This window comes from Bradyrhizobium sp. 170 (genome assembly GCF_023101085.1).
Taxonomy (GTDB): Bacteria; Pseudomonadota; Alphaproteobacteria; order Rhizobiales; family Xanthobacteraceae; genus Bradyrhizobium.
The window spans coordinates 8,037,969-8,059,627 of sequence record NZ_CP064703.1 but is presented as its reverse complement, the minus strand read 5'-3'; the positions used below and the strand labels follow the sequence as shown (position 1 = coordinate 8,059,627).

Sequence of the window (21,659 nt, the reverse complement as noted above, 5' to 3'; positions counted from 1 at the left end):
GCGGTTCCCCGCTAGGATGGCCTGCATGTATGTGAGCGCTTCCGAGAGCCGGGTGCTGGCGCGCATCTTCGGGCTATTGTCCGAAGACCTCAGCGAGCGCGACGTTCGCGAGGCGGTCGGCCGCCATTTGCTCGAATTGCTGGAAGCCGATCACTACGCCTCGTTTGTCTGGCAGGACACGACCGGCCGCTTCGAGAAGGCCGTCTACCTGAACATGGACCCGGCCAACATCGCGGCCTACGACCGCTATTATCAGCAGCACGATCCGATCACCCCCAAGCTCCAGGCCCGCCGCGAGGCGACGTTGGTCACGCAGGTGATGCCGCAACGCGACCTGATGCGAACCGAGTTCTTCAACGATTTTCTCGCTCGCGACGGACTGCATTGGGGCGTCAATGCCTATAGTTTCGTCGGCGGCCGCAATATCGGCGACGTCAGGATCTGGCGCGGCCGGCGGCGCGAGAATTTCGACGGCCATACGCTGGAGCTGTTGCGGCTGATCGAGCCGGCCTTCACCGGGGCGCTGGTGCGCGCGGCCGGCGGGGCTGCGGCCATCGCGACGGACGGCTCACCGATCCTGAAACTCTCGGTGCGCGAGTTCGAGATCGCGCGGATGATATCAGACGATCTCAGCGACAAGGAGATCGCGCACCGGCTGCGGGTCGAGGTATCGACCGTCCGCACCCATATCGAGCGGATTTTCGCCAAGCTCGGTGTCCGCCGCCGCAGCGGCGTCGCGAGCCTGTTTGCCAGGCATTAGCGTCGCGGGCACAGCCTAGCGCGACGGCGGTGGCAGCCGGCCGAATATCTTCTCCATCGCCATGCCAACCGCGAGCAACTTGCGATCGCTCCCCGCGGGTCCATCGAGTTCGAGGCCGACGGGCAGTTTGCTCGACGCGCCAAGTGCGATCGGAAGCTGGATGCCGGGAACGCCGGCGTTCCCGCGCTGGCGGGAAGCCCGGCCACCTCGATATTGTCCTTGATCACGACGGGGACGCCGCCGAGCGGCTTGCACGAGCCTTTCTTGCGGCCAGCGTCGAAGGCTTCGGCGGCCTTCATCGCGCCGGCCTCGTCGAGCGTGATGAAAGCATTGAGTTCGCCCTTTGCCTTGGCGCGCGCCAGCGCCGCCGTGGTCAGCGCCTTGCTGGTGATCTTGCCCGCGCACAAATCGGCGGCGGCTTGGGTTGCGGTCAGTTGATCCAGATTGATTGCTGGCTGGGCTGCGGCAGGAGATGCCGCGGCGAGGACTAGGCTCGTAAAGGCCGAGCCGAGCAGGATTGAGCTGCGAGCCATGATGATCCTCCGTAGAACTGAGTACCTGTCCGGACGAACTTTACCCGCTGCCGGTTCCGGCGCCTGTCCTCATTTCTGAGGACGTCAGACCTTCTCCGCCACAAACCTGTTCCGCAATGTCCCGATCCCCGTGATGTCGATCTCGACGACGTCGCCGGCCTTCAGGTCAGGCGAGGCGCCGTCGGTGCCCATCCAGATCACGTCGCCCGGCGACAGCGTGAAATATTTGGTCAGTTCGACGAGGAACGGCACGATGCCGAAGATCATGTCGTTGGTATGGAAGCGGCCGGTCTCCTTGCCGTTGACCCGGAGCACGGTTTCCATCCCGTCGAGATCGACGTCAGTTTCGATCCACGGACCCATCGGCTTGAAGGTGTCGGCGTTCTTGGAGCGCCACAAACTGCGGTCCGCCTTTTGCCAGGTACGCTCGCTGACGTCGTTGCCGATGGTGTAGCCGAACACGCAATCCATCGCGTTGGCTTCGGTGAGATGCTTTGCCTTCTTGCCGATGACGACCACGAGCTCGCCCTCGTAATGGATTTTCTCGGTCGCGCTCGCCGGAATCACCACATCCTCGTCATGGGCGATCAGCGCGTTCTGCGCGCGATAGCCGATCTCGGGTCGGTCGGGCACGTTCGGCACCGTGCCGGCCTTGTCGGCGGCTTCCTTGAGATGCTTGAGATAGTTCAGCCCGACGCAATAGAAGGTCCGAGGAATCAGCGGCAGCTCGATCTTCACATCCTCGAGCGCATGTGACTGCGTCCCGCGCTGCCATTCGCCGAAGGGAATCGCCGTTGACGGCGATCACGTTGTCGCCCTCGATAATGCCCCAGGATGTCTCGCCGGCGGCGGTGAATTTGAGCCAACGCATGAAGGGACCTCTTGTTATTCGGCCGCGGCCTGCGGACTGGTTTTCCAGGCGCCGGCGGCAGGCCGCGCCAGGCCGAGATTCTCGCGCAGCGTCTTGCCGGTGTAATCCTTGTGGAACAGGCCGCGGCGCTGCAGTTCCGGCACGATATGCGTGACGAAATCGGCGTAGGAGCCCGGCACGATGGTGGCCGCGATGACAAAGCCGTCGCAGCCGCGCTCGACGAACATCTCCTCCAACTTGTCGGCGATCTCCTTCGGGCCGCCGACGATCGCATCCTGCACCTGGCCGCGGCCGGAGAAGGTGACGAAGTCGCGCGCGCTGGGATTGGTCTTGCCTGAATTCTTGAGCACGCCGTCGCGAATGCCCAAAATGCCCTGCATGCTCTTGAGCTCCTCTGATGTCAGTGGCTCGTCGAGCGGCTTGGAGGCGAAGTCGTAGTTCAGCGCCTCCGCGAGCAGCGACAGCGCATCGATCTGCAGCGGCAGCTTGTTGATGACAGCCATCTTGTCCTCGGCCTCCGTCCTGGTTGCGCCGCAGACGGGTGTGGTGAGGTTGCAGAGGAACATCTGGTCGGGATCGCGGCCGGCTTTCGCGGCCTCGTTGCGGACTGCCGCATAGCCATCCTTGGCGGCGGCCACGTTGCGCGCGGCGGTAAAGATCACCTCGCCCCATCGCCCCGCAAAGCGCTGGCCGCGGCCGGACGCGCCGGCCTGGATGATGACGGGATGGCCCTGCGCCGAGCGCGGCACCGTGAACGGACCGCGCGACTTGAAGAACTCGCCCTTGTGGTCGAGCCGCTTCACCTTGGCGGGATCGGCGAAGCGGCCGCTCGTCTTGTCCATGATCAACGCGCCGTCTTCCCAGGTGTCCCAATGGCCGAGCACGACTTCCATGAACTCGTCGGCGCGATCGTAGCGGAAGTCATGTTCGAGATGGGCGTCCTTGCCCATGTTGTGGGCCTCGCCGTCATTGAGCGAGGTGACGACGTTCCAGCCCGCGCGGCCGCCCGACATCAGGTCGAGGGTGGCGAAACGGCGCGCGACGTCGAACGGCTCGTAATAGGTGGTCGAGCAGGTCGAGGCGAGCCCGAGCTTTTCGGTGACCATCCCCATCGTGGTCAGCACCACGATCGGGTCCATCTTCACGCAGCGGATTCCGTACTCGACGGTGTGGGCGTGGTCGTTGCCGTAACGATCCGGCATCGCCAGCCGGTCGTCGAAGAACGCCATGTGAAACTTGCCGGCTTCGAGAATTCTTGCGATCTCCTGATAGTAGTCGGCCGACATCGAATCGTCGCGCGATTCCGGGTGCCGCCACGAACTCGGCAGATTGGTGCAGTTCTGCGCCTGCAGGAATCCCACCAGCGCCATTTGCCGTGTCATGCGGTTCTCCTTGTGCTGGCGGAATTCATTTCAGGTCGAGTTCGGCGGCGAGCTTGTAGTCGGTGGCGAGCGCCTTCAACCTGTCCCAGGTCGCGTCTTCGACCTCAATGCCGTCCCGCCTGCGCTGTTGCTCGCGAATATGTTCGATCTCGCCGGGATAGAATACGCCTGGCGAGCCTTCCGATGGCGGCGTCGATTTCAGATAGCGGGCGAATTCGCCAACTTCTTTTTCAAAATCCTTCAGCGGGCGGAAGGCTGCGACATTGAACACCGCCATGAAGCATCCGTCATTGTGACGGCCGGTCGGCTCGACGCCAAAGCCCAAGCCCGTGAGCAGGCCGCACAGCACTTCGACCATCGCGGCGAGGCCGCTTCCCTTGTAGCCCTCGCTGCCGCCAAGCGGCAGGAGGGCGCCGCCTTTGCGATACTGGGTTGGATCAGTGGTGTGCCGTCCCTCGGCGTCGATAATCCAGCCTTGCGGAATCTGTTCGCCGCGCGCGACCGACAACGCGATCTTGCCGGCCGCGACCGCGGAGGTCGCCATGTCAAGGTAGAACGGCGCTTCCAGATCGGACGGCACCGCAATCGAGATCGGATTGGTGCCGAGCCGTGCCTCACGGCCGCCGAACGGCGCGACATGCTTCGGCGAGCGGCCGGAATCGGCGGTGGCAATGCCGATCATGCCCGCCCGCATCGCCATCAAGGGATAGGCGGCGAGCCGCCCGACATGGCTCTGGCGGAATACCGTGCAAGCGGCGACGTTGGCGGTCTTCGCCTTTTCAATCGTCAGCGACATCGCCTTGGCGTTGACGTGGAAGCCGAACCCCCAATGACCGTCGATCACGGCCGTGGTCGGCGATTCCTGGACGATGGCCCATTTGGCGCCGGGCACGATATGGCCGGCCTTGATACGATCGATATAGGTCGGGATCGCGATCACGCCGTGCGAGTCATGGCCGGCGAGATTGGCGTTGACGCAGCCGACAGCTACTGCATCAGCCTCCTCCTCCGACGCGCCGGCGGCCTTGAGCAGCGCCGCGCCGATTCGCGTGAGACGGTCGGCCTGGACCATCGGCATGGGAGTTTCCTCTACCTTTTAATGCCCGCGCGAACGGCGGGTCTTGCTTGTTAGCGCAGCCGGCATGCTCTCAAAGCGGCGGCAGCAGGGCAAGCGTGGAAATATCCTGCTAGCCATGCTGCCGGCACGGCCCTCGAGGGCTTTCGAATTTCATCCTGCAAAATTTGAAAATGGCCTTCGGCCGGCCCGCATCCCGGCCGGCCGGCGCCGGCGGTATGGCTGACAAATCGTGAATGAGCCCGTAGTTCTCCTGAGCGACGTCGCTGTTCGTTGGTCCGACATTTACTCTGAATCGCGACTCAGGGGCGCCAATAACGAGCATTTAGGCCTCCTGCACGCATAAAATCCGGAGGGGGCAGCCCGGCGCTGCCGGCAGGGAGCTTGGGGACGGTGAAGACCGATATCGCGCGCACGTTCGCGGCGTTGAATGCGACCAACGAAGCGATTCTGTACGCCAAATCGCCCGAAGAACTGTACACAAAGGTCTGCGAAGCCGCGTTCTCGGTCGGGGACTTCCTGGCTGTGGCGGTCTTCCTGCTGGAGCCGGAAACCAATCTCTTGCGCTTCGCTGCCGGCTGTGGCGATGACGTCCCTCGGCTGCGCAGCATCGACATTTCGATCGTGGCCGGTAAGCCTGAGGGATCCGGGGTTGCCGGGCAGGCCTTCCGCGACCGGCACGTATGCGTCAGCAACGATTTCCTGAACGATCGGCGCTCGCTGGCCTGGCGCGAGGGGGCCAAGGCCAACCAGGTGGGCGCGGCGGCAGCGCTGCCGCTGACCTGCAATGGCGAGAGAGTCGGCGTGTTGCTCGTTTCGCGGCGCGAGGCGCACTCGATCGACGGGCAGCTCGTCTCGATGCTGGAGCGCGTATCGGCAAACGTTTCGTTTGCGCTCGACAATTTCAACCATGAGGCCGCGCGCAAGAACGGCGAGCGCGTGATGCGGCGATTGAACCGGATGTTCGGCGCCATCAGCGCGACCAACGAAGCCATTCTGCGCGCCAAGACCGAACAGGATCTCTATCAGCGGGTTTGCGATGCCGCAGTACACAGCGGAAAATCCGCGGCTACCGTGGTCCTGCTTGCGGAGCCGGACTCGATCTGGTTGAAGCCGGTTGCCGGGACTGGCGCGATCGTCGAACAGATCATGCGGGCGCCGTTCTCGATAGATGCGGGCAACCCATATGGAACGGGCGTCTGCGGCAGGGCATTCCGAACGCAGCAGCCTGCCGTCAATAACGATATCCTCAGCTCGACACAGGGGCAGCCCTGGCATCAGGCCGCACGCGAGACCGGCGTCACCGCCTGCGTCGCCGTTCCGCTGATCAAGGCCGACGAGAGCATCGGCGTGTTGATGTTCTTTGTCGGGAAACTGTGGGCGGAGGACGAGGAGATCGTCGCTCTGATGGCGCGGATCGCGGAGAACGTCTCGTTCGCGCTGGACAATTTCGATCGCGCTGGCGAAAAGGCGAGAGCCGACGCCCAGAAGGAACGTCTGGGGCGCATGCTGGCGGCGCTCAGTGCGACCAACGAAGCCATCGTTCGTGCCACGTCGCGGGCGGAGCTGTTCGAATTGGTATGCGAAGCCGCCGCGAAGGGCGGACGGTTCAACTCGACCAGCATCTTGCTGGCCAGATCCGACAGCGACTACACCGACATGATGGCCGTGGCGGGGCCGACGGCCGGCAACATGCGCCAGGTGAAGGTTTCGATCAACGCGGACCATCCGGAAGGGCGCGGGCTGTGCGGCAACGCTTTCCGCTCCCGCCAGCCCTGCATCGCCAACGATTTGCGCGCTGACCCGCGCGGGTCGGCGTTTCACCAGTTCATTCACAGTGACGGCGCAATGTCAGGCGCGGCGTTCCCGCTGATGGTTTCCGGCCAGGCGGTCGGCGTGATGTTCTTCATTTCCTCCGAGAAAGGTACGTTTACGCCCGAATTCGCCGAACTGCTGCAGCGGCTCACCGGCAACGTGTCGTACGCCATCGGGACCTTCGACCGGGCTGACGAGAAGGCGAGGACCGAAGGTCAGAAGGAGCGCCTGACGCGGATGTTCGCCGCACTCAGTGCAACCAACGAAGCCATCATGCGGGCTAAATCCCGCAACGAACTGTTCGATATGGTGTGCGAAGCTGCGGCGAGCGGCGGCCGGTTCACCTCGGCCACCATCGCATTGGCCTCTCCCGGCAGCGACCTGCTCAGGATCGTCGCCGCCGCGGGTCCGGCTGCCGAGACGACGCGGCACGTCAGGTTGTCGGTGGATGAAGCCCGTCCCGAGGGCCGTGGGCTCAGCGGAACGGCATTCCGGACCAGGCGGCCCTGTATCACCAATGATTATGTGGCCGACCGGCGCGTCGCCGCTTTCCAGGCCATCGTCGGCAGCTACGGCGCTCGGTCAGGCGCCGCCTTTCCCCTGCTGGTTCGCGGCGAGCCAGTCGGCGTCATGATTTACATGTCGCTGGACAAGGACACCTTCACCCCTGAATTTTCGGAACTGCTGCAGCGATTGGCCGACAATGTGTCGTTCGCGCTGGAGAATTTCGACCGCGCCGACGACAAGGCACGGACCGAAATCCAGAAGGAGCGCCTGACGCGCATGCTGGCGGCGCTGAGTGCGACCAATGAGGCGATTATCCGCGCGACGTCGCGGGCCGAGTTGTTCGAGCTGGTGTGCGAGGCCGCGGCCAACGGCGGCAAGTTCACCTTGACGTCCATCACGTTGATGAAACCCGGCAGCGATTATCTCGACGTCGCGGCTGCCGCCGGTCCGACTGGGCTCAGCGCGCGCCTGGCGAAGATATCCATCAATGAGGCACACCCGGAGGGACGCGGGCTGTGCGGCCAGGCTGTCCGTTCGCAGCGGGCCTGCATCATCAACGATTACCTTGCTGATCCCGGCGCCGAGGCGTTTCACCATAGAGCGCGCCTTGATGGCACGAATTCCGGCGCTTCATTCCCCCTGTGGGTGCATGGGCAGGTCGTCGGCGTGATGTCTTTCATGTCACTTGAGAAGGACACGTTCACGCCCGAGTTTGCCGAATTGCTGCAGCGGCTCGTCGACAACGTTTCGTTCGCACTGGAAAATTTCGACCGTGCCGACGAAAAAACCAAGGCCGATGAGCGGATCGAATATCTGGCGTCGCACGACAGCCTGACCAACCTGCCGAACCGGGAAATGTTCAACGGTATGCTTCGCCGTGCGATCGATGCCGCCGCGCGCTACCAGCGGCAGTTTGCCCTGCTGTTCATCGACCTCGACAGGTTCAAGGTAATCAACGACTCGCTGGGACACGACGCCGGCGACATGCTGCTGGTGGAGATCGGCGGCCGGCTGCGCCGTGCGCTGCGTTCGAGCGATGTCGTGGCGCGGCTCGGCGGCGACGAGTTCGTGGTCATTCTGGAGGAGACCGCCGAGCGTCACGAGGTCGAGCGCATTTCCGGCGAGCTTCTTTCCGTGTTGAGCCAGCCGCTGCAGCTCAGCGGTCACGAATGCCACACCACCGCCTCGATCGGGATCGCGATGTACCCGTCCGACGGCACCGACATGCAGACGTTGACCAAGAACGCCGACATGGCGATGTATCTCGCCAAGGAGGACGGCAAGAACGGCTTCCGCTTCTTCACCAAGGAGATCAAGACGCAGTCGATCGAACGCCTGATGCTGGAGAGCGCCTTGCGCCGCGCGCTGGAGCGCGACCAGTTCTCGTTGCACTATCAGCCCAAGATCGACATGGCGAGCGGCCAGATCACCGGCGTTGAAGCGCTGCTGCGCTGGAATCATCCCGAACTCGGCATCGTGTCGCCGGGGCAGTTCATTCCGCTGGCCGAGGAAACCGGGCTGATCGTTCCGATCGGCCGCTGGGTGCTCGAGGAAGCCTGCGCTCAGAACATGGCCTGGCAGCGTCGCGGCCTGCGGCCGGTGACGGTGGCGGTCAATCTGTCGCCGCGGCAATTCGCCGACCCGCATCTGCTGCACGACGTCGACGAGGCGCTGTTGGCGAGCGGCATGTCGCCGGTGCTGCTGCAGCTCGAAGTCACCGAAAGCATGGTGATGCGGAATGTCTCGCGCGCCATCAAGATACTCGACGCGATCCAGGCCCGCGGCATTCGCCTTGCGATCGACGATTTCGGGACCGGCTATTCGTCGATGTCGTTGATGAAGCAGTTCCCGATCGACACGATCAAGATCGATCGCTCCTTCGTTCGCGACCTGCCCGTCGATACCGAAGACCAGGCCATTGCGCAGGCGATCATCAGCATGGGCAAGGCGCTTGGCATGACCGTCATCGCGGAGGGTGTCCAGACCGTGGAGCAGGAGACCTTCCTGCGCAACCACGCCTGCGACGAAATGCAAGGTTTTCTGTTCTCCAAGCCGCTGCCCGCCAGGCAGATGGCCGATTTGCTTCGCGCCGAGCCGCGGCTCGCTCCGCCGCCGTTGCAGCCGGAGGCCGGCTCAGGGCTGAAAGGCGCTGTCGTCTGACGGCTGCGGATGCAGCTCACGGACCGCCGGATCCGGAACTTCGGTCTTGCGCGGGAAATCGTAAGGCCAGGGCAGCGACGTCTGTTCCGCGAAGGCTTTGAAGAAGACTTCCGCCCCCGCCGCATACGTCGCATGATCGGGAAGACCGAGCTCGGCGCACCATTCCGCCGGCAGGGTCTGCTGCGCGTTGCGCAACTCCATCGCCGGTCCCCACCACCAGGCCGGGGCGGGCGATCGTTCCTTTTCGGGAACGCCACGCCAGCGAGCATATTCGCCAATCATGCGTTCGAATTGCAGTCGCGCCGCCGGATGCATTCTATCTCCTGATCTCAGATGATATCTGCATCCGCGCGCGGCGCAATGCGCGTTAGCCGGTTACTGGCGGCCATGCTGCCAGTGCGAAGTCACATCCGCACCGGATTTGTTGAGGTGGACGTGCTGATCGACGTGGTCGACCCACGACATCGGGATAAAGTGATGATGCTGGCCATCGGGCGAACTCTGTTTGGTCAGCTTGATCTTGTCGGCTCCTTCCAGATGATCGACTTTTCCGACCGTCTTCTTGTCCGACGAGATAACGTCCATGTGTTCCCGGATCTGTGAAGCAGAAGCCATGTTTCATATCCCTGATTTGGTTGGGAACATGAAACGCGCCGCCGCTGAAATGGTTGCCCGGCCGTTGATCTCAAGTCGGTCCCGTTGCGCCGGCGATTACTTCTCTTCCGCCGCCGTTGAGGTCGCCGGACCTTCGCCCATGATCGGTCATGAAGATGCAAGAATGGGAGTGAACAATGCATCGTCAAACCTGGCGAAGGTTTGCCATCCCTCAATGGGCTTTGAAGACCTGATCAAGGCATGGGCTCCGGCCCGTCGCGCGACGAGCCCATCGCGATCTACGCGGTCCCCGATGACCACGGTTTCGTGTGGCGTCACGCCCGCGGCGGCGATCAGCGACTCAAGACCTCGGGGATGTGGCTTTAGTAATCCGATACTCTCGTCTCCGGCATATACGATGTGATCTGCGGATAAACCTAGCGCTTCGAGCTTCGCTTCCGCCGGATAGTCCGAGAGGATGCCGATGGATTTGCCACTGCGCCGCAAACCGGCAAACAGTTGGGACAGACCTGGATGGCGACAGGCGGCGAGATATCCAAGTGGTCTCCGTTCAATCCACTCGGACACGATAGAACGCACTCTATCCGGAGAATTGGCTGTCGCTGCCGCTGTCTGCGTGATCAACGCACGTTCGAAATCGATGACCTGCTCATCACCCAGCCGCTCTCGAATACGGCGATACTCGGCGAGCACGGCAATAACGTTCAGGTCCCGTTTCAGAAGCGTATAGAGCAGGATGTCCCGCGTCATCCTGATCCGTAATGGGCGTTGTCGGTAGAGCGTCCCATCTACATCGAACACGACAAAATGCACGTTATCCCAGTCCAACGGCATTACTGAACTCTGATATACCGTTGAGTCGTGAAAACTTCGAGCTCAGGAATGTTGGTGAATGTCGTGACCGAAAAGAGCGCGGTTAACCAGACAACCAAAACGATCAGACCGCTTTCCTTGAACAATTTTTCTGGTTTCTGTGCCGACGATCCTGGTTCCATCGAAAGGGCGAGGTATTTCGCGAACAGCGCGATGACGATCGGTACCGTCAGTATATATTCGATCCGGTACTTGATGAGAAAGACCGCCAGGAAGAAGACAGAACAAAGCGCGTAAACCAGGCATGAGACGGCGAGCGACGTCTCCGAGTAGCTGATAAAGCTGGCTCTGTATCGTTCCAATAGTTCTCTGCCGTGCGACGCCACAATTTCGCGGAATTCTGAAAGCCGCTTCGCCGCCATCAGAAATGCACCGCCTGCCCAATACGTCAGGATGACTGAAGAGGGTGGTAACGTCGTCGGGTCCACCATTGCCCATCCGATCATCAATCGTAGAGGATTGTTGATGGATTCGGAGATTACGTCGAGATACGCCCTGTCCTTCGTCCGGAGCGGAGGAACGTTGTAGACGACGCCTTGCAGAGCGAAGATGCTCGCAATGATGAACATCGACTTGCTGTTCGCAAACGCGCAAGCCAGCCCGACGCCAAGAAAGGCGGCCCATTCAACCAGAACGATGTTTCGTTCCAATTGGTTCTGCACCGCAGATCGCCGGACCTTCGTCGGATGGAACTTGTCGAAATCCCGATCGAGCCATTCGTTGATGACGTAGTTGGCCGACGCAACGCATACCGCTGTCATCAAGCCGAGCGCGACGGAAACTCCCAACAAATCTGTATGAACGCCCCGAAGCAGATAGGCCAGCATGATACCGGGAACAATGAAGATGTGCTTGGTGCTGTGGTCCAGGCGAGCCATGGCCAGGTAGGCCAAAGCAGTTTCTTGCAACTTCATTGCGGCAACGCCGGTGTTCTTATTCATGGAATAACACCACGCAAATCTTGGTTTCCTTGACGCGCCAGCGGTCGGAAGTTTCAGGCCGCAGCACGCTGACTAATGGCTGTGTTCAGCGCGACTGATTTTCTTGATAATGAAGTTATCATCCTCAAAGACCGGCTGCAGGCGATCGAGCGCGTCGCGAAATTTCTGCGCGCTCTGGCGGCGCACAGCGAGATAAAGTGCACAACCGGGACATATGTCCTGGATCATTCCCAGCTTGCTCTCCAAATGGGCTCCGTCCGGAACGCCGCGTATGACGTGCCGCTCCGCGTAATAGGTCTGCACCATGCTCATCTCATTTGTGACGACCATCGCACCTGTCGGAACCTCAGCCTTGATACGGCGGCCAAAATTTGCAAGGTGCCATGCCTCGCCGTCGCCACGAACAGTGATGGCCACCGCGGAAATGCCCAAAAAAAGCAACGCGCAGGGTAAGGCAAGGTTGGTCAGCATTGCGAGATTTTCGCGCAGCCAGGAATCCCGCGTAGCCAGAGGGATGTCGTCAAGCAGCGAATAGAGGCAGGCCACGCCGATGGCGAGTATGGGGCTGGCGAGGATCATCTGATATTCGTGTATGATGTAATGCCCCTGCATGATGGCCGCCCACCCCAACCAGACTGTGCAGAGCGGTAGCAGGACCGCATCGAAAGAGTTGTTGGGAAAGCTCCGACGGCGGCGGAGCGCGGTTAAAACTAGCGCAAAGATGCCGACGATACCGAGCGATCCGCAGAACAACTGCGTACGTATGACGTAAGCTTCAAAAAAATGAGGTGCCGAGGAAAATACGTTGAGGCTGTCTATGGTTTCCAGCTGCCGTTCTACGGGGTGAACCCGCGCCGACATGGGCAAATACTGGGTCAGCCCCAGCCGAAACGTGAAGATCGACCACAAGTCCGATAAGAACGTGGGGTCGGACAAGGCATAGATGGCTAATGTACTCGCGCCTGCTGCGATTGCCGCGATTGCCCAACAAAAGCACGTCTTCAAAATCTCCGATCGGCGATTGAAGACGTACGCGAGCAGCAATCCAGGCAGCGCCAGAAACGGCTCCCAGGAGGCAACACAAGCAAGAAAAAAGACGAGCGCACTGAGTCCGAGATCCAGCAACCTTTCGCGTCCGGCATCGGCACTTTGCAGGTAACGCAACATAAACAACAGCGCCAACGAAACTCCCAGCATGGCCAGGTTGGCCGGCAGAAGAATCAAGCCGTACCGGAGCGTGGCGGGCATGAGCAGGAAAGCGCTGCCGCAAACGATTGCCGCTCTGGGCTTGAAGTACATCGATGCGATGTTCCACATCAGATAAGCGTTGGCGATGGCGATGACCGCCATAAAGAGGTGCATCGCTCGAATGGAATCCGGAAATGCGCGCAGAACCAGACTCAAGACGTAGTAGAAGAACGGCGGCCAATGCAGATAATTGTCCGGCTGGGTCGTTAAGGGATCAAAGTTCTCGATTGGTATGCCGTGAAGATCAATGATTCCGTGGGTGGCAAAGGAATGCGCGATTGTCGCTATATGCGCACTAACCCAAGCGTGCGGGTAGTAGAAGTCTGTGAGACTTAGCGCCAGCCAAATAATCAGCAGGCCCGCCAGAACCGGCAGTATCCAGGTGACCGCATAGCCAAGCAACTGAGCCGTTATTCCGGATTCGCCCGCGCCCGCTTTCGTGCTGACAGAGACTTGTGCCACCGTAACCCCGCTTTTCAAGCGCCACCCCAATTAATTCAAGGCAACATCAGGCGTCGAAAATTCATGCGTGTTGACTGCCTGCTCATCGTTGCGATGCTGTCGCTATTTTTTGGATATATAGCGCGGTCAACGTGACCAGCCCGACAATAAGACTCTCGGAACGGTACGCCCGCCAGCACAATAAATGTATCAGCGTTAAACGAAACTTAAGATTGTAGATTTAGCTTGCAACGCGAGAGTGCTGAATGAAAAAGAATTGTTGGCTGTGCGGCGAAGTCAAGCTGACCTGCGTGAAGGCGGCTGACGTTCCATCGACCGTCGACGCCGCCGCGTTCCGCGTTACCGACGCGAACTATGGTCAGTGCGCAGCGATATACCAATGCACTGCTTGCGGCTTTCGCCAGTGTTCGGATTTCTCCGACGTCCTGTCGTTTTATCAGGCGATGGACGACCCAGGTTATGAAGCTAGCCGTGCGCCGCGCTCCTTACAAGCCGAACGTCTCCTCCAGTTGGTACGTCGTTATCGTCCTGACGGTCGTTTGCTGGATATTGGTGCCGGCAGCGGAATTTTGGTCGAAGTCGCGACCCGCTTGGGATATCGCGCCGAAGGGATAGAGCCTAGTGAGTGGATGGTTCGGAGCGCGGCGGCTCACGGTCTGAAGATACAGGCGGGTGTTCTGCCTAACGAGGGGATTGCCGGACCCTATGACGTGGTCACCCTTGTGGACGTCATCGAGCACGTTTCTGATCCCATCGAGTTGCTTGTGCAGGCGCGCACCGTGCTGGCGCCAGACGGTACAGGACTTGTTATCACCCCCGACGTGGCGTCAGTGGCTGCTCGAGCCATGGGTAAGCACTGGTGGCACTATCGTATGGCCCACATATGCTATTTTGAGCGGGAGACACTTTTGGCGGCGTTGCGGCACGCAGGTCTGGAGCCCATCGCCATTTTTCGCCCGTCCTGGTACTTCACTGCCGATTATCTGAGCCAGCGTCTTGGAGCTTATTTGCCGATAGTTCGAAAGATGCAACTGCCCATGCTTGAGAGAATGGTCGTGCCACTGAACCTTTTCGATTCGCTGGGCATTGTGTTCCGGCCCGCGTAGTCGAAGCCGCGTCGCTCCTGACCCTGACCTGTCTGTTCGCGGGCCCGCAGACTGCATTGAAGCAGCATGTGAAGAGCCGTGGAAACTAGTTGCAGGAATAGACTGGCTGCGCCGGGGTCATTTCTCTTCCGCCGCCGTTGAGGTCGCCGGGCCTTCGCCGATGATCAGCAGAACGGCGTCCTCATCCTTGGCGCCGTCCCAATGCACCTGCTTGGCGAAATGGGTGACAAAGCTGCCGGCCGGCATCGGCGTCGTGTTGGCCGGATCGAATTTCGGCCCCGAGCCGACCCACCACGTGCCCTGCAGCACGACGATGTAGCGATCGTTGGGATGGAAGTGCGGGCGGCTGAAATGATTGCCCTTGGTCCATTTGTTGTAGACCATGTAGAAGCCGGGCTTGGCCGGATCGCCTACGACAACAGCGCTTTGCGCGCCGGCAGCATTGACCGGACCCCAGGGAATCTGGTCCGGCAGTTTGTAGATGACGGCGGCCGGATTGAGTTCCGCAGCGGAGCCGATGCTCAACATGCCGGCGAAAGCCAGCGGCGTCATGAGGTATCGCCAGGAGCGGGGTATCGCCTTCATGGTCTCCTCCCTTGCCGTCTCGTGAACTGAGATGCGCTCATCTCTGTTGCCGCGATGCTAGCCGGTCTCGTTCCCGCGGAGCAAGGCGCGCGGGCGCATGCGTGATCGGCGGCCGCGGTAAGCGAAATGTCGCACAACGCAGCTGCAGCATGAAAAACGGATTTACGCCGCGCGCCGCGGTGATAGGTTGCGGCCCAACTAAAAGCAGCCATGGGAGGGTTACGTTCATGAAGCGTTTGTCGATACTTGCGGCCGGTCTGTTGATCGGCGCCGCCGCTGTTCAATTCTCCAGCGTGGCGTCCGGCCAGAGCGATGGCTGGGTGACGCTTGTCGACGGCACCAAGATGGGCGACTGGACCGAGGTCGGTAAAGCCAATTGGGCGATGAAGGACGGGGCGCTGGTCGCAGACAAGATCACCGAGGGCAAGGATCCCTCCTATCTCGTCAGCAAGAACTCGTACAAGGATTTCGAGATGAAGGTCGAGTTCTGGGCCGACGATGACGCCAACAGCGGGATCTTCATTCGCTGCGACCAGTCGGCCAAGATCGATGCCAAGATCTGCTACGAGGTCAATATCTTCGACAAGCGGCCCGATCCGACCTACGGCACCGGCGCCATCGTCGATGTGGCCAAGGTCGACCCGATGCCGAAGGCGGGCGGCAAATGGAACACCTACGAAATCACGGCCAAGGGCTCGCAGCTCGTCGTCGTGCTGAACGGCCAGAAGACCGTCGATGTCCAGGATTCAAAACACGCCAGCGGCCCGTTCGCGCTGCAATACGGTTCTGGCGTGATCAAGTGGCGCAAGGTGCAGATCAAGCCGCTGTAGGCCGGCGCTCAGGCAGCAGGAGATTGCCTGGTCTCAATCGCGAACCGGCGCACCGGTCTTCAGCGGATGCGCCTTCTTGTGCCACGCCCAGGCGGTGCGGATGATGGTGGCCAGATCCGAATGAGCGGGACGGAAGTTTAATGTCGCGCGTGCGACGGAGGGATCGGCGACCAGATAGGTCGGATCGCCTGATCGCCGCGGTTTGACGACATGCGGGACTTTGCGGCCGGTCTCGGCCGCGATCGCGGCGAGGATCTCACGCACCGAAAAACCGTTGCCGGTGCCGAGATTGAACGCGCCGCCTGAATGTCCCTCGAGCAGCAGCTTGAGCGCCAGCACGTGGGCAGCCGCGAGATCGGTCACATGGATGTAGTCCCGGATCGCCGTCCCGTCGGGCGTGTCGTAATCGTCGCCGAATAGCGCGAAGTCGGGGACATGCCCTTGCAGCGCCATCATGGCGCGCGGGATGAGGTGTGTCTCGACCTCGCGCAATTCACCGATGCCGCCGGCATGGTCGGCGCCAGCGGCGTTGAAGTAGCGCAGCGCGAACGAGCCGAAGCCATAGGCTGCGCGATAATCCGCCAGCACGCGCTCGATCATCCATTTCGAGGCGCCATAGGGATTGATCGGCGCGCAGGGATAGTCCTCCCGCAGCGCCTTGCTGTCGGCATTGCCGTAGACCGCGCCGGTCGACGAAAACACCAGGCGGTTACAGCCGGCCTGGCGCATGGCCGCCAGAAGCGACAGCGTGCCGGCGAGATTGTTGATGTAGTATTTTTGCGGATCGGCAACGGATTCGCCGACCAGGCTCGACGCGGCGAAGTGCATGACGGCCACGATGTCATGTTCGGCGAAGGTCCGCGCCAGCGTGGCCTGGTCGGCGATGTCGCCGACCACCAGCGCGCCTGCGGCGAAGCTGCGGTGGCCGGACGAAAGATTATCGTAGGTGACGGGCTGGTAGCCCGCCGCATCCAGCGCCCTGCAGCAGTGCGAGCCGATATAGCCGGCACCGCCGGTGACGAGAATGGCCGGACGGCTGCTCATCGATCGTGTGTCCCGCCGATATCAGCCGATCGGTTCCTGTTCAGCAACAGATAGAGCGCGCGCGGATTGGTAGTCAGATAGCGCCAGAACAGGCGGCGCGGCTCCAGCCAGATGCGCCAGGCCCATTCGAGGCCCGCATGCTGCATCCACCGCGGCGCGCGGGCGCGGCTGCCTGACAGGAAATTGAACAGCCCACCCGACGTCTTGATGACGCCGACGTTGGAGAGGGCAGGGGTAAATTCCTCGACGAAGGCCTGTTCATAGGGAACGCCGAGCGCAACCCAGAGATAGTCCGGCGCCAGCGCGTCGATTTCGGCGACCTTGGCACGAAGCGCCTCGCCCCGCAGAAAGCCGTGGCAACGGCCGACGATCTTGAGGTCAGGATATTGCTCGCGCACGCTGGCGACCGCGGCGGCATTCTCCGCCTCGTCCGCGCCCAGCATGTAGAAGGTCAGACCGGCCGCCTGTGCCTTGCGGGCAACGAGGTGAAACAGGTCGGTGGTCGCGACGCGTTCGGGCAGCCGCGTCTTTGATCTGAACCTCGACGCGGTCACCAGCGGCTGGCCGTCGGCATTGATCAGGTCGGCGGCCCGAAACAGCCGGTCGGTCATCGGCTCGGTCGAGCAGCGTGCCAGCACCTCGCCATTGGCCGAGGTCAGATAGAGCGGGCGGTCGACACGGCGTTGCGGGAACACCATTTCGATCATGAAGTTCGCGGTCTGCTCGAGATCCAGCACGGCAAGCCGCAGCCCGCCCAACGTGATGCGAGGCACGTTGGCCGTGGCCGCTCTCCCGACGAGATTTACGCGACGCTCAGGCATACTGCTTGTCTCGCTGCGGATTGCCCGCCGTTGGGTTGACTTCGCTGAGGACGACACCGACGAGCTTGCGCTCGGTCCCGCCGAGGGCTGCGATGATGTCTTCCATGCTGTCGTTGATGTCGAGATGCACCGGGAGGATCGCAACGAGTCCCTCGGCCATGTCGAGCAGTTTGCGGTCGGTCGGGCTCCACGGCATGGCCGGCCCGTCGAGAATCACGAGATCATAGCCACCGGCGGAACGGGCCTGCGCAATCGCCTTTCGGATGGCGTCACAGGCTTTCGCATCGGTGGCATTGACGGCCGGCAGGATCGAAATTCCGTTGGCGGTCTGGATCACGCGGGCGGCCTTGGCGCCGATGCCGAGCCAGCCGAAACGGCTGGGCTCGCTGCTGGTCAGGTGACCAACCTTGCCCGACAGCGCGCGTTCCCTGAGATCGGCATCGATCAACAGCACCCTGGCGCCGTCGCGCGCCGCGGCGAGCGCGATGTTCAGCGCGGCGATGCTGCGGTCCTGATCCGCACCTGCGCCGATCACAGCCATCACAGGCAAGGTTTCCCCGCCGGCGCGCCTGGCCAGCGCCGCGCGCATCTCGCGCATGGCAGTGAGGACGGTCATCAGCGGGAAGCCCGCGCGCAGCGTCGGCCAGCCGAGCCGCGTGACGTCGGCGGTGCCATCAGTTGCAAGGATGCCGCCGAGCGTGCGTATCACGTCGGTTTCCTGTAGCCGGACGATCGGAGGCTTTTCGATCAGGCTGACCGCGGGTTGGGGCTGCGGTTCGGTAACGGGCTGCGTCGCGGCCGCAGGTGCAGTCGGTTCCTTCGAAGCCTCCGATGGCGCGTTGTTCCGAGGCTGAACGGCGTTCGTGCGCGGCGTCAACTGGTTGACCGCGACGAACCAGCCGGCGGCTGCGAGCCCGCCCAGAACAAAACCGATCATCGCGAGCAGGCTCATGGCCGGCGGGAAGGTGCGCCGCTGCGGCACGGTGGCGTCGCCGATGATGCGTGCGTTCGAGGTGTTCAGGCTCTCCTGCTCCTCGGTTTCGCGCGATCGCTTCAGGAACGACTGATAGACGTCGCGGCTTGCCTCAACCTCGCGTTCGAGTTCGCGCAGGCGCACCGAGGCCTGGCTCATCTGGACGCTCTGGCGCTTCTGGGTTTCCAGCGCCTTGCCGAGCGAGGCTTCATAGTCGCGGGCGCGGATCAGGTCGTTCTTCGCGGACTGCGCGAAGCGCTCGACTTCCTCGTTGATGGCGCGGCGCAGGTCCTGCACCTGCTGCTCCATCTGGCGCAGCGCCGGATGACGCGGCCCCAGTTCGCTCTGCAATTCCGCCTGGCGCTTCCGCGCTTCGGCATGCTGCGCGCGCAGATTGGCGATGGTTTGCGACTGCAGCGCCTCGGGGATAGCGCCGGCGTCGGAGGATGCCTTGCGGCTGGCTGCGATCTGGTCGAGTTTGGCCTGCGCGTCCAGCGTCAGCGCGCGGGCGGCGGCGAGCCGCTGGTTGCTGGCGGAGAGCTGCTGGTCGCTGATCAGCGTGTCCTGGCTGCCGACGAAATTGTTCTGCGCCTTGTAGACCGCGAGCGTGTTCTCGGCGTTGCGAAGCCGTTCCTGCAATTCCTTCAAACGGCCGGAAAGGTCGGTGGTCGCGCGCCGCGCGGCGGCGGCCTGCGATTGCTTGGATTCGGCGAGATAGGCCTTCGCGATCGCGTTGGCGAGCATCGCCGCCTTGGCCGGCTCATACGACCAGACGTCGATATCGACGATGAAGGTACGATCGGTCTTCTTGACGTTGATGTGGCGATTGAGCGCTTCCAGCGCGCCCATCTGGATCTGCTTCTGCTGCTCGGCGGTGGGGCGCAGCTCGACCCCGATCAGGCCGAGCAGCGATCCCAGGATGCCCCTGGAATCGCCGCCGCCGAACTCCGGATCCTTTTCCAGATGGGTATCGCGGATCACCTGCAGCAGTACATTGTTCGAGGTGATGACGCGCGCCTGGCTCTCCACCACCATCGCGAGGCCGGAAGTATCCTGGGCGCGCGGCGTCAGTTCGCGGTCGACCAACTGCAGTTCGCGGGGATCGACGTAGAGCTGGGTGGAGGCGGTGTATTTGGGCGTCAGGCCTTTGCCGATCGCAACCGCGACGCAGGCGGCGATCAGCGCCGCCGAGGCGATCGCAACCTTGCGCTGCCACAGCAGCTGGGTCAGATCGAGCACGCTGAAGCCCGCCGGCGCGGCTGTTGCCGCGGGGCCGGCCTCAGGCTTCGCCCGCTCTATCGGCTGGTCATAGTTAAGCATCGACCCCAGCTTCCATTCGAACTGCCGCACGCATCGGCTGAGGGGTTACTCTTCGGGTTACGCCACGGGCGCCGAAAAAAAGCGCTGAACAAACGCAACAGGGAAAATTAACCATACTCACCAAGGGACTATTCCCTGAATTGGCAAACAAAGCGTTTAAGCGCGGGCGCATCGCATCGCCTCCGCCATCGTCAGGACTGGAATCTTCCGCTTCGTCGCCGCGCGGAGCGCATGGGCGAGCAAGGCGGGCGAACAACCATAGGGGCTCGGCCGGTCGGTGACGTCGTGGCCGTAGAAAATTAACCATCCGTTATTGGTTTGCGCGCCGTCGAACGCACGGTCGATCCCGTCGCGATCCATCTCGCGATCGATCAGCGGCACGGCGCGCAGGAACTGCAGGTCGACGCTGCCGGCGTTGACGCCCTGTACGATGCTGCGGCAGGTCTGGAATTCCTCCCTGAGCTGATACTTGCGTGCGTAGGAGCCGTATCCGAACGGATAGGCAAAACTATCGACCTTTATCGAAGGGTCGAGTGCGCGAAGGTAACCGCGGTTGCGAATGATTTCCTGTCTCATCGCGGCTTCGTCGAGGTCGCAGGCGCGCTGATGCGAGTACGTATGGCAGCCGATCTCGTGACCCCTGCGGTGGAGCGAGACCACATCATCGGTCTCGCCCGCCTCCCAATCAGGCGCGTCGGCGCCGACCAGGCTGCCCGAGACATAGAACGTCCCCCGCGCGCCATGCGCTTCGAGCATCCCGGCGCCGGTCGTCGCCGCGCTCTTTGGAAGATCGTCGAAGGTAAAGCTGACCATCGGCGTGCTGTTGCGCAGACGGAACAGATCGACGCGCAGATGCATCGCCAGCCGGTGGCCGACCTTTGCCCTTGCCTCTGACAACATCGCGTTCATGGTCTCAACGCTTTCGCAGGATCACGTGGTAGTCGCCGTGCCGCACGTCGGTCTTGCCGGGGAGGAAGAAGTTCATCACCTTCGCTGCGGCATCGACCATTGCCGCGAACAGAGGCTTGCGCAGCCGCATCTCCGGATAACGCGGGCTCTCATACTGCTTGCGGTAGATCATCTGCAGGCCGTGCTGCTCGGCAAACGCCTCCAGGTTGGAAAGCGTGACCAGCGGATGGAACAGCGTCGGGAACGGCGCGTGGCCGGGCAGGCCGGCTTTCTTGTCGCCGCGGACATGGCGGTAGAACCAGACGTGGAACCAGTGCGGCGAGTATTTGGTGACGACGCCGGACAGCGACCTTGGATTGGGCGCGCCGATCAGGATCAGCCCGTTCGGCTTCAGCGATGCGCAGAAGTTCAGGAGGGCTGCTTCGACATCGGGTACGTGCTCGATCACGTTGTAGCAGATCACGAGATCGAAGCTGCTGGGCTTGAAGCGATGGGTCTGGATGTCGCCGAGGATTGCCTCCTGCGCATAGTCGTTGTTGCGGATCTGGTCCTCGTCGATGTCGACCACGGTGACGTGGGCACGATGCAGCACCTTGAGCGGCAGGAAGCTGGTCGAGCCGCCGCCGGCCTCGTAAATCGAGAGTTCGCCCTCAGGCAGTCTCGCTTCGAGAATGCCGTGAACGGTCAACAGGCTCTGCCGTGCCTCGCCATGTGCCAGCTCGAGCAGCGCCTGCGGATGCTGTACGGTTTCGGCTGCCTGCCGGTGGTCGATCGTGACTGCCTCGTTCATCGGCTTCATCCATTCTGACGTGGGGGTTGCCTTGTTCAT

The 21,659-nt window shown here is 62.0% G+C and carries 18 protein-coding genes and 1 pseudogene; 4 read left to right on the top strand and 15 right to left on the bottom strand.

The window, feature by feature from the left end; all coding sequences use genetic code 11:
• The first annotated feature begins 25 nt into the window (after positions 1-25).
• Positions 26-760, top strand: coding sequence for a LuxR C-terminal-related transcriptional regulator (locus IVB05_RS37965; RefSeq protein WP_247781214.1), 735 nt, complete (start codon positions 26-28; stop codon positions 758-760).
• On the opposite strand, the gene IVB05_RS37960 is transcribed toward IVB05_RS37965, so the two are convergent.
• From IVB05_RS37960 to IVB05_RS37940, 4 genes and pseudogenes are all read right to left on the bottom strand, one after another.
• The gene (locus IVB05_RS37960; RefSeq protein WP_247781213.1) at positions 757-1,293 is read right to left on the bottom strand and encodes an amidase family protein; all 537 of its coding nucleotides are present in this window, start codon (positions 1,291-1,293) and stop codon (positions 757-759) included. The two genes, IVB05_RS37965 and IVB05_RS37960, sit on opposite strands and share 4 nt — an antisense overlap.
• A gap of 84 nt (positions 1,294-1,377) precedes the next feature.
• Positions 1,378-2,164, bottom strand: a pseudogene (locus IVB05_RS37955) (fumarylacetoacetate hydrolase family protein).
• A 14-nt stretch (positions 2,165-2,178) separates the two neighbouring features.
• The gene (locus tag IVB05_RS37945; protein WP_247781211.1) at positions 2,179-3,546 is read right to left on the bottom strand and encodes an LLM class flavin-dependent oxidoreductase; all 1,368 of its coding nucleotides are present in this window, start codon (positions 3,544-3,546) and stop codon (positions 2,179-2,181) included.
• 25 nt (positions 3,547-3,571) lie between these two features.
• Positions 3,572-4,624 (bottom strand): Ldh family oxidoreductase, encoded by a 1,053-nt coding sequence (locus tag IVB05_RS37940; RefSeq protein ID WP_247781210.1) that lies wholly within the window; start codon positions 4,622-4,624, stop codon positions 3,572-3,574.
• Positions 4,625-5,014: 390 nt separating this feature from the next.
• Here IVB05_RS37940 and IVB05_RS37935 point away from each other — a divergent pair, with 390 nt between their 5' ends.
• Positions 5,015-9,103 carry a GAF domain-containing protein gene (locus IVB05_RS37935; protein WP_247781209.1) on the top strand — a complete coding sequence of 1,363 codons (4,089 nt, stop codon included), beginning with the start codon at positions 5,015-5,017 and terminating at the stop codon, positions 9,101-9,103.
• Here IVB05_RS37935 and IVB05_RS37930 read toward each other — a convergent pair.
• The 5 genes from IVB05_RS37930 to IVB05_RS37910 form a co-directional block, all read right to left on the bottom strand.
• Positions 9,077-9,418, bottom strand: coding sequence for a hypothetical protein (locus tag IVB05_RS37930; RefSeq protein ID WP_247781208.1), 342 nt, complete (start codon positions 9,416-9,418; stop codon positions 9,077-9,079). The two genes, IVB05_RS37935 and IVB05_RS37930, sit on opposite strands and share 27 nt — an antisense overlap.
• Positions 9,419-9,478: 60 nt before the next feature.
• Complete coding sequence (locus IVB05_RS37925) at positions 9,479-9,718, bottom strand: DUF2171 domain-containing protein (protein ID WP_247781207.1); 240 nt, start codon at positions 9,716-9,718, stop codon at positions 9,479-9,481.
• A 147-nt stretch (positions 9,719-9,865) separates the two neighbouring features.
• Positions 9,866-10,552, bottom strand: a complete 687-nt coding sequence (locus IVB05_RS37920) for an HAD family hydrolase (RefSeq protein ID WP_247781206.1) — start codon at positions 10,550-10,552, stop codon at positions 9,866-9,868.
• Positions 10,552-11,532: a UbiA family prenyltransferase gene (locus IVB05_RS37915; RefSeq protein ID WP_247781205.1), complete on the bottom strand. Its 981-nt coding sequence runs from the start codon at positions 11,530-11,532 to the stop codon at positions 10,552-10,554. The genes IVB05_RS37920 and IVB05_RS37915 overlap by 1 nt, the downstream gene beginning before the upstream one ends.
• 72 nt (positions 11,533-11,604) lie before the next feature.
• Positions 11,605-13,260, bottom strand: a complete 1,656-nt coding sequence (locus IVB05_RS37910) for a glycosyltransferase family 39 protein (RefSeq protein ID WP_247781204.1) — start codon at positions 13,258-13,260, stop codon at positions 11,605-11,607.
• Positions 13,261-13,487: 227 nt separating this feature from the next.
• Here IVB05_RS37910 and IVB05_RS37905 point away from each other — a divergent pair, with 227 nt between their 5' ends.
• Complete coding sequence (locus IVB05_RS37905; RefSeq protein WP_247781203.1) at positions 13,488-14,348, top strand: class I SAM-dependent methyltransferase; 861 nt, start codon at positions 13,488-13,490, stop codon at positions 14,346-14,348.
• Between the two features lie 117 nt (positions 14,349-14,465).
• On the opposite strand, the gene IVB05_RS37900 is transcribed toward IVB05_RS37905, so the two are convergent.
• On the bottom strand, positions 14,466-14,933 hold the full coding sequence (locus IVB05_RS37900) for a cupin domain-containing protein (protein ID WP_247781202.1): 468 nt from the start codon (positions 14,931-14,933) through the stop codon (positions 14,466-14,468).
• A gap of 227 nt (positions 14,934-15,160) precedes the next feature.
• Between IVB05_RS37900 and IVB05_RS37895 the strand changes: the two genes are divergently transcribed.
• A complete protein-coding gene (locus IVB05_RS37895) occupies positions 15,161-15,763 on the top strand; it encodes a DUF1080 domain-containing protein (RefSeq protein WP_247781201.1) in 603 nt (200 codons plus the stop codon).
• A 33-nt stretch (positions 15,764-15,796) separates the two neighbouring features.
• Here the strand turns inward: IVB05_RS37895 and galE are convergent, their stop codons facing one another.
• The 5 genes from galE to IVB05_RS37870 form a co-directional block, all read right to left on the bottom strand.
• Entirely contained in the window at positions 15,797-16,807 is a 1,011-nt protein-coding gene (gene galE, locus IVB05_RS37890; RefSeq protein ID WP_247781200.1) for a UDP-glucose 4-epimerase GalE, read from the bottom strand.
• Positions 16,804-17,628, bottom strand: a complete 825-nt coding sequence (locus IVB05_RS37885) for a WecB/TagA/CpsF family glycosyltransferase (RefSeq protein ID WP_247781199.1) — start codon at positions 17,626-17,628, stop codon at positions 16,804-16,806. The genes galE and IVB05_RS37885 overlap by 4 nt, the downstream gene beginning before the upstream one ends.
• Complete coding sequence (locus IVB05_RS37880) at positions 17,621-19,921, bottom strand: exopolysaccharide transport family protein (protein WP_247781198.1); 2,301 nt, start codon at positions 19,919-19,921, stop codon at positions 17,621-17,623. The genes IVB05_RS37885 and IVB05_RS37880 overlap by 8 nt, the downstream gene beginning before the upstream one ends.
• A gap of 156 nt (positions 19,922-20,077) precedes the next feature.
• Positions 20,078-20,830 carry a polysaccharide deacetylase family protein gene (locus IVB05_RS37875; RefSeq protein WP_247781197.1) on the bottom strand — a complete coding sequence of 251 codons (753 nt, stop codon included), beginning with the start codon at positions 20,828-20,830 and terminating at the stop codon, positions 20,078-20,080.
• A gap of 4 nt (positions 20,831-20,834) precedes the next feature.
• Positions 20,835-21,659, bottom strand: a complete 825-nt coding sequence (locus IVB05_RS37870) for a class I SAM-dependent methyltransferase (protein ID WP_247781196.1) — start codon at positions 21,657-21,659, stop codon at positions 20,835-20,837.